The 7,876-nt window shown below is 43.3% G+C and carries 8 protein-coding genes; all 8 read right to left on the bottom strand.

What is annotated here, in order from left to right; genetic code table 11:
• Positions 1 to 297: 297 nt before the first annotated feature.
• Entirely contained in the window at positions 298 to 630 is a 333-nt protein-coding gene (locus tag NL645_RS22925) for a zinc-ribbon domain-containing protein (RefSeq protein WP_029559163.1), read from the bottom strand.
• A gap of 27 nt (positions 631 to 657) precedes the next feature.
• Positions 658 to 1,173 carry a zinc ribbon domain-containing protein gene (locus NL645_RS22930; RefSeq protein WP_029559164.1) on the bottom strand — a complete coding sequence of 172 codons (516 nt, stop codon included), beginning with the start codon at positions 1,171 to 1,173 and terminating at the stop codon, positions 658 to 660.
• A gap of 398 nt (positions 1,174 to 1,571) precedes the next feature.
• Complete coding sequence (locus tag NL645_RS22935; protein WP_140099177.1) at positions 1,572 to 3,080, bottom strand: hypothetical protein; 1,509 nt, start codon at positions 3,078 to 3,080, stop codon at positions 1,572 to 1,574.
• 21 nt (positions 3,081 to 3,101) lie between these two features.
• Complete coding sequence (locus NL645_RS22940; RefSeq protein ID WP_253652471.1) at positions 3,102 to 4,250, bottom strand: DNA polymerase; 1,149 nt, start codon at positions 4,248 to 4,250, stop codon at positions 3,102 to 3,104.
• A 65-nt stretch (positions 4,251 to 4,315) separates the two neighbouring features.
• The gene (locus NL645_RS22945; RefSeq protein WP_140099180.1) at positions 4,316 to 5,011 is read right to left on the bottom strand and encodes a hypothetical protein; all 696 of its coding nucleotides are present in this window, start codon (positions 5,009 to 5,011) and stop codon (positions 4,316 to 4,318) included.
• A gap of 274 nt (positions 5,012 to 5,285) precedes the next feature.
• Positions 5,286 to 6,344, bottom strand: a complete 1,059-nt coding sequence (locus NL645_RS22950) for a hypothetical protein (RefSeq protein WP_140349067.1) — start codon at positions 6,342 to 6,344, stop codon at positions 5,286 to 5,288.
• Positions 6,345 to 6,694: 350 nt separating this feature from the next.
• On the bottom strand, positions 6,695 to 7,093 hold the full coding sequence (locus NL645_RS22955; protein ID WP_025789412.1) for a YkvA family protein: 399 nt from the start codon (positions 7,091 to 7,093) through the stop codon (positions 6,695 to 6,697).
• 156 nt (positions 7,094 to 7,249) lie between these two features.
• Positions 7,250 to 7,708: a hypothetical protein gene (locus NL645_RS22960; protein ID WP_140098694.1), complete on the bottom strand. Its 459-nt coding sequence runs from the start codon at positions 7,706 to 7,708 to the stop codon at positions 7,250 to 7,252.
• Positions 7,709 to 7,876 lie beyond the last annotated feature (168 nt).

Below are 7,876 nucleotides of genomic sequence, written 5' to 3' on the forward strand. Positions count from 1 at the left end.
GTTGCAACGTACTTTTGGACAGAAGTGTTTCAGGGGCTTTGTTAATTTAGAAACATACGAATAATTTTAGGTATAGGAAAGTTACTTGGTAAGGTGCTCTGGCTTACGGGGCTTAGCTCACTCGACAGTAGGCAGTGGTTAGCTTCTATATGTGTTTACTGTAAGCAACTTTGACGGTGTTTTTTTTTGATAGAATGAAATAAATAGCTTGGTGTTCAATTATTTTGGCTGCGGGCGCAGCCAAGGTAATTGGTATTGCCTATTGATGCGAGGTAGGCTTATATGTGTATTAAGTGTTTATGATTTAGGGCGAGTAAACATTACAAACAAGCCCAGAATGATGTCACCAAATACCCACAAACCAAAGAGCATTCCTGTTCCAATTGTTCCACCAATTACAGCTCCGGCTTTTTCTGCGTCACTGGTAATGGTGTTGCTCATGTCACCGATAGAGCCCCAATATGTAACCAACCATACCAACATAAGGATATTAAATAGAATAAAGCTCCACTTAAATAGTTGGCCAAATAATCCTCTCTTTGCTTTCCGAAGCTGTACACCACATTTAGGACATTTAAGTGCAGAATCACTCACTTCAGTTTCACATTCTGGGCAATTAATTAGTGCCATTTTTATCTCCTATCAATAATGGTCATTTTATTTAACTAATAAAAAATCACTTATATAACAAGATGATGAGCTTGCTTGGTCATGTATAAAACCCATATTGAAGTTCTTGAATGACCGTTTTGAGTTAGCCTTGATCACGTCATATATTGTTCTACTATTGGAATCTATTTTCGTTCCACTTTTTGCGAAATGATCGCACTGAATTCTTATATCTTTGATGTCTTCTTCACTGTTGTTGATGATTTTAAAATCAGCCTCCATTACGGAGCCAAATCCTTCTTTTCGCCACTTAAAATCTAGATCCAACTTACTGGCAATATCACTCTTTGCATTTTTAAAAGAGATCGGGGTAGCTGTTTTTCGGGGGGCATCATTCGGTGAGTTAATTAATCCAATCAACAACAAGCAACCCAAAACTATCCCTATCCAATGTGCGATGCTAAGTTTCCTTACTGATTTACCGCAACTCGGACACTTTCTTTGTGATTTAGATACTTGCTTCCCACAGTGCTTGCAAGTGGTAAATAAACTTTCGCTTGGCATGTTGTTATTCCTTTTTCTCACCTTACGCTTTGCCTATTGAGTATAACAACCATTGCTTAGTTAAACTCGACTCAGTACAACGGATTTCACATTAAGAGTGGAGTGGACTTTATTTTGTAAAACCAAACCGGAGCAATAAGCCACAGATAGCATACTAATCGGATAAAGAAACCTAATCCATGCGCTACAGCACAAGATGAGGCAGATTTAAGGGTCTAGGGGGGAGCTCAGCCAGCATCCACGCTCTAGCTTTATGACTACCAGACGATTCAGTCACGAGTCCTCGCCCACCCCTTTATCCCCTCCAACCCTAGTCAGCGGGGTTGGCAGGGTTGAGCGAGGGAACGAGTTCCCCCCTTTCGATGTCAAGCTAATACGTTTCCTTGTCTTCGTCCTAGCTATGCCGCTTCCTGCTGCTCAGCCACTAACCCCAAGAATATAGAGTTCTTTGGTGCAACTCGCTCTACTCGGATACCTGCCATACCCAGTGAACTCATTAAGCCATCGACTCTGAGACCAAACTGTATCGGGTTCTCCGGGAACTCTCCCTTCTGCTCGTGGAAAGGTGTTACCCGTACTAACTCTTCATAGAGTTCTGTAGGCGTATATTTTTTTCCCTGTACACCCGCTTTCTGAGCAAGTTGGATTAGTGGCTTAGCCAGCTTATTCAGGTATAGGGACTCAAGAGCGCTTTCCTGCTGATTTTTCAAGTACAAGTTTTGAAGGTAACCCTCTGGAGCTTTTGTAACAACTTCAAATGCAGCTAGAAAGCGAGAGAACTCATTTAAGCGACCGGCTTTCTTAATTGAAACTGTTGGCAGTACATCAAGTATTTTTGCCAAGAGTTCAAGAAGGCCAGTGTAAATCTCTGACAGCTCCCCCTCCAAGCTCTGAAGCATCGCTTTACCGTTTACACGCTGCTCCGCCGATAGCTGTTTCATCGAGATATAAATAGAGCGCGAAGCCAAATCAGGCTCTTCAATGAAGTCATGTATACCATTGAGGACTAAGCTACCGTGAAGGTCGAACTTAACGCTATCACCATCAGAATAAAGCTTACGCTTCTCCTCCACACCATAAGTAGCAACGATGCACAGATAGTCCGACCAACTTTTCGTCAGCGAACGCATGTTATCGTAAATTGAGGTGAACTCATTTTGTAAAGCAATGGCAAGATTTTCCTTTTTGGTAGGAAAGCTCTTTATTTTAGCGGCTCTTGGGTCAAGCAAGGCTCGAATGATTCGCTTACAAAACGTCGACTTACCTGTTCCCTGACCGCCGTAGATCACCAGAATGGGGTAAGCAGTATCAGGGTCTCGAACCAAAGTCATGGTATGAAGCAGCCAGGCGATAAATAGGAACTGGTGCTTCTTCTCCATGTTGAGGTAAGGCAACAGCTTTTTCCAATCTCCCTGTTCTGCTAACGGGGGCAACGCCTCTGCATCGCCGGAACTGATGAACAGTTGATCGGAGCCTTCAGATATCACCGATACTTTTCCATCTTTAAGCTGATATTGGGTGCCTGCTTCGTCACCGACATCAAGTATACGTCCGTTGCCGCACTCTGTTGCCGCCACTCTTAGGTGGGTAAACGATACATGTTTCGCAATACCAGCAATGCCATTCAGCTTTTCTGCAATCTCATCTATCTGCGATTTATCAAGTGCAAGGCCCTCTGTGATCATCATTTCCTCACGTAGAATCTGAGCAAATCTCGGACTTCTTGAAAGGTATGTCAGGCGGTTTTTTCCTTCCTCTTTTCGAGACAAAATAGCCACGCCATATCCATTTCTGCCAATATCAAACGTATTGATCACATGATGCAGAGTTTTACCCACGACACTGTCGCCAAAGTCTGCCTTCTCAAGTTTTTCTTTTTCAATAAAGTATCCAGTTTTCATCGCCATAATCGTTACCTAATCTCATGTTTATTCTTGTGTTACAAAGTCGATGGTGGTTTTAAGTCGAAAGCCATTCAGCATCGTTTCGGAAGCCATACCCATCACTTCTTTCAATGTTGTTATCTCTTGCTCAAAGCGCCCGCGTTCACTCTCGATATAGACGCAATCATGAACAGCCCCAACCACCTTCAGCATCTGTTGATCGGCTAACAGGCAAGCTCTGTTAATGATTTCCATCCCTGCCATCTGGATCGGCCAGTTTCTCACTTGAGGTGGTCTTGCTTCCGGCGTAACGTGGATCTGCCATGTATGTGATTGCAAAATCTTCGCGTGGTACGCAGAAACTGTCTGTTGCTCTAACCACTTAAACGCTGCTGGGTAATGTCCCATGACGCCCTTCAGAAGAGCTTGAGCTTTCAACTCAGTCAGTCTTAGCTTGGAAGCTATTGTTGAAGGGGATGCACCGTAGATTGACATGAGAAGTAAGCCTTTGAGCTGCTTTCTCTCTAGCTGCAAGCCACAAGCGGCATGCATAGGGGAGAGCAATGCCTCATATAGATCATCGCTGTTCATATAGTCACTGCGTAGGCGCACATCACCCGATAGGGCTGCTAAGATCCCTACTTCACAAGCGACATAGTCCACTGAGGCAACCGAGCAACCAACCGGAGCTGCTAGTAGCTTCTCTCGGAAGATTTTGTAGCCATTAATTGGAGTCGTTCCGAGTAAGCCAGCACGCCCCGTAATGCTGTGGTATGGTCTGATTGGGGTTCTTAACTTACCGTCATCATCTACCTGTAAGCGGCTTAACCACTCTAGGGCCTTGTATTCTTTTTGGGAAAAAGGGTCGTCCCGTAATCGCTCCTTATAGTCCTGAATCAAGTCAGCCAATGCTGTACGATCCACTAAAAGGCCCTGACAACTGATCTTGTGGTAGAGCGATATGACATCCTGGCGGATGTTCTCGTTACGGTTGCCACTACAATGCTCAAGCATGCGTTCCAGACCAAATCCAACCCACTCTAAAGGGGCTAGAGTGCTCAGATATCTTGCTTGTCTCTGTTCGCAATTTAGCTGCTCATCTGGCAAGCCATTACATACAAATCGAGCTTCCACCTGACGTTGGTAGACATTTAACGATGTATCAATAGTCACGATACCTTTCCTCTTAGACACACTCTTTCCATACGTGGCCGCCACTCCCACAACAGCCACGCCATAGTTACTCTCTCTGCCAGCTATCAGCCCAGCAGATCTTCGAGTGGGTCGTTCGGAACTGAGCCATCTGTACCACCATCAACTCCGCCATCCTTGGTTGTAGGGGTTGGTGAGGTTGACTGGGTTGATGGAGTTGCAGGAGTTTCTTCTTTCGGTACTGATGTTGAGCTGAAGGTTTTACCTAAACGCACCAGTACTTCTTCGTTGCCATACTTAACGGTCGCGTTTTCGTACTCTTTGCTCAAAACCTCTTCTAGTGACGGAAACTCGCCTTCAAATGGTGGAAGATCAGACTCTTCCAGACGGTAACATTGGTTCGCCTGATCGTTGACCAGACGGCCATAGCCCTTCTGTAGTTCAGGAATATAATGCTGAGTGGTTTCGTAGTAGCCACACGTAAAACCGTTTGGACTTGGCGCATTGAAGATAGCAATGAACACTTCACCGTATTGGTTAACAGCAGGAACGAATGTTTTCGTCTTAAGATCGTTGAATAGCGCCTTTTGTGCTTCTTCACCCAGCACTAAGTAGTAGCTTTCGGTGGCATACATTTGGCCCATTTGCATCGTTTTTTCCGCGATGACCATAAGATCTAATGTCTCTTCACTAAGAAAAAGGTACTCATCTTTTTTAGGGCGGCGTACCTGAACTGCGGATTTGTTGCCAGCGAACGCTTGTTGAATTGCTGAACTTGCTTGTGCTTGTTTGATATTTAGCATGGTTGGAATCCTCTGAGTTATTAGGGAGGCTTCAGCGCCGAGACTACACCTGTAGTCATTTCCCTGTAGAGGAGTCCTATACTAATCAGATTTTTTTTAGAATCACGAGGTTGAAAGGGTCACGAGGTCCCTTTGTGTTTCATCAACAGATCATCGTGGACGTTATTTACCGCTCAATCAGGTAGGAAGGTTCAAGGCAATATGCAAGAAATGTTAGGAAGTACAATAGAGAGAGACACGATAACGGCAGCTATGCCCGCCTCTCTTCCTTAATTTAACTGATGTGTACTTTTAACATGAGTCGACGGAGCAATGTCGGGTTCAGTAGATGTGCTTCATTGGTCCGCTTATCAACCAACATTTGGTGGAAGTAATCCTCTGCTCTGAACTTCTTGAGCAATCTCTTCATCACACTATCTGATAGGTTAAGATCAGCGAAATGTTCTTCCAAGATTCTTATCAGTTGCTTCTGGCTAGAAATAGCGCCTGGATTTTCTTTGTCGTATAGGTAGACCCAATTCTTAAGATATAGGTCCCTAGTCACTGTTTTTAACTCAGATATGTTTTTGCCCTTCGAGTTTTTAAGCCATAGAAAATCATCTGGTGTCTGAACACTATCTTCACCCAATGCTAGCGTTAGAAAATAATGAGCCATTAGTAAACGTCCCACGATATCAACACCAGTATCTTTAGCTTTTCCGCCATAGAACGTATCAATTACTGGCTGACTTTCTTTGCACCGATTGGAAAACCTTAAAACATGCATAGACAGGGCAGCATATAAGTGTTTTCGATGGATATTATTCTTACCTATCTTATTTGATTCTTTGATCTCTCTAATACTAAGCAATTCATTTAGATTACAACCATCAATCAAATGATCTACGAGAGATACCCATGATCTTTTGAAGTGTTTCGTTTCTTCTTTCTCTGGCAACTCAGCAAGAATGTGGTCTTCACGATCCAGATGTATAAAGTCCACCTGAGATTCGCTAATCAACTTAATATAGTTTTTAGTCGAATGATCAACGTCATTAATTAGCTCACTATCAACATGCTCGATACTGTGCTTCATAAACGCCATAATCTTCGCTGTATTTTCATCACTCCAATGACTAACCAGCGCCTTGGCTGTTTCTATAAGATAAACAAGGTAGCTTTTAAATCCATCGTCATTAAAAAAACAAACGATATTAAATGGGTTTCTTTCCTTACTGTTGGGAGTAGTCTGACCTTTTGTACTCAAATCAAATCTATTGCCTTCAATAACATTTTGATAATGAATTAAGTCAGGATCAGAATCTTTAATATCTAAGTGGAACTTTCTAGGCATTAATCCGTTTCCATAACGTCGTCTTGATGTGCACCAAAAAATAAAGCCCTAGCAACCCTGTCAACCCCACCATCCTAGTTAACCTAGTTGGTATAGTTCAGGGGCTCATAACTAAGCTCGTTTTCAGCCCTATCTTATCCTCTGATGGCCGATTCTAACATCTAGGTTCTCAACGATTGAGTGCCCTCTATGGTAAGAGAAAGCTGGGCTCCCCGCTTCCCCTAGTTTGCAGTCCAGCGAGCTGATCCCTTAGCATTGCATCAACAATGGCCCCGGCATTTTGCATACGAATAAGGGGGACATCACTACTGATATCCCCCCTTTTTTCATGTGTCAGGTAGCTTCTCCAACTAGCAAGCTTTCCATCTTTTATATTCAATCAGATCCTCAGAAGCCAAATCGAGAGCTAACTTGATAACAAGCGCATCATCGAGATACCCAACCACAGGGATAAAATCGGGGATCACATCTATTGGCGATGCGAAATACACAATCGCACCTGTAATGGCTGCGATTACTCGCCAAGGCACTTCCGTGTAATCACCTTTCACATAATCGGTGATTAGATTCACCATTAACTTGATGTCATTCCAAAGCTTAGACAGTGCGCCAGGAGGGTTACTATCAAGCTGATCTAACTTCTTATTCCCTTTTTTAGATGCGTATTCAACATCAGCATCATCCACGTCTTTTATATCTTCGTAGAACTGCTTGCGAGCCTTTTCTTCTTGCTCTTTACTAATTCCCATATCTAGCCTCTATTTATTGATACTTTTAATACATCCACTAAATACTACTTGAGCGGCAATGCGCAAAACTTGATGATTATCATAGTGTTGCACATGCATTGTAAATGCTCACCTGATTGTTCAAAAATACAACCACCAACAGCCTAGCGCTGGAAACTACTTCTCTAGAGCTAATAACTCGGCTTTTACTCCCTCGTAATCTTTTGATTTAGTGTGCATGTAGATAGAGGACTCTGCTTTCGCTGCTAAATTAAGACCACGAGCAATTGCCGCGCAGAAACCTTGGTTGTTGGCAGAGCCTGAAGAATAGAGAGATTTATACAGCTGACTTTTCCACGGTTTGTCTCCCTGTGATTCGATGAGATCTAGTAGCCGACTGAGAAGAATCCACTGTTTTGAATGCAATCCAGCCCCACCACTTTGTCCGGAAATTCGAAAATATAGTTGTTTATCCTCACTATTCTGGGCAATTTCGTAGAGAACTTTGCCACTCGACGTTGCGCCTAGCTTGTCTGCTTCACCTGATTTGAGGACAGAGGAGAATGGATCACTTTCTGACATGGTTTTAGGTGTGTCAGCCTCTTTATTCTTCCTGCTGTTTTTAGGTTGGTTCATGGGAACTCCTTTAATTGTTGAACTGGAAATAAGAAAGCCCCTACCGGGCGAATCCGGTAAGGGCTCTTACAATTCAATAATATAAATTCGTTTTGCTGCTTGTTACGCCTAGGAATTTTTTTCCTGTCTTTTCCGGTACTGTTCCGGTCCCCACTTACACCCTATCAA

This window comes from Vibrio sp. Y51_MX_L26 (assembly GCF_024181935.1).
Taxonomy (GTDB): Bacteria; Pseudomonadota; Gammaproteobacteria; order Enterobacterales; family Vibrionaceae; genus Vibrio; species Vibrio diabolicus.

Coding starts and splice junctions, on each gene's coding strand:
- NL645_RS22925 (WP_029559163.1), bottom strand. CDS start 630: ATGGCACTAATTAATTGCCCAGAATGTGAAACTGAAGTGAGTGATTCT.
- NL645_RS22930 (WP_029559164.1), bottom strand. CDS start 1,173: ATGCCAAGCGAAAGTTTATTTACCACTTGCAAGCACTGTGGGAAGCAA.
- NL645_RS22935 (WP_140099177.1), bottom strand. CDS start 3,080: ATGGCGATGAAAACTGGATACTTTATTGAAAAAGAAAAACTTGAGAAG.
- NL645_RS22945 (WP_140099180.1), bottom strand. CDS start 5,011: ATGCTAAATATCAAACAAGCACAAGCAAGTTCAGCAATTCAACAAGCG.
- NL645_RS22950 (WP_140349067.1), bottom strand. CDS start 6,344: ATGCCTAGAAAGTTCCACTTAGATATTAAAGATTCTGATCCTGACTTA.
- NL645_RS22955 (WP_025789412.1), bottom strand. CDS start 7,093: ATGGGAATTAGTAAAGAGCAAGAAGAAAAGGCTCGCAAGCAGTTCTAC.
- NL645_RS22960 (WP_140098694.1), bottom strand. CDS start 7,708: ATGAACCAACCTAAAAACAGCAGGAAGAATAAAGAGGCTGACACACCT.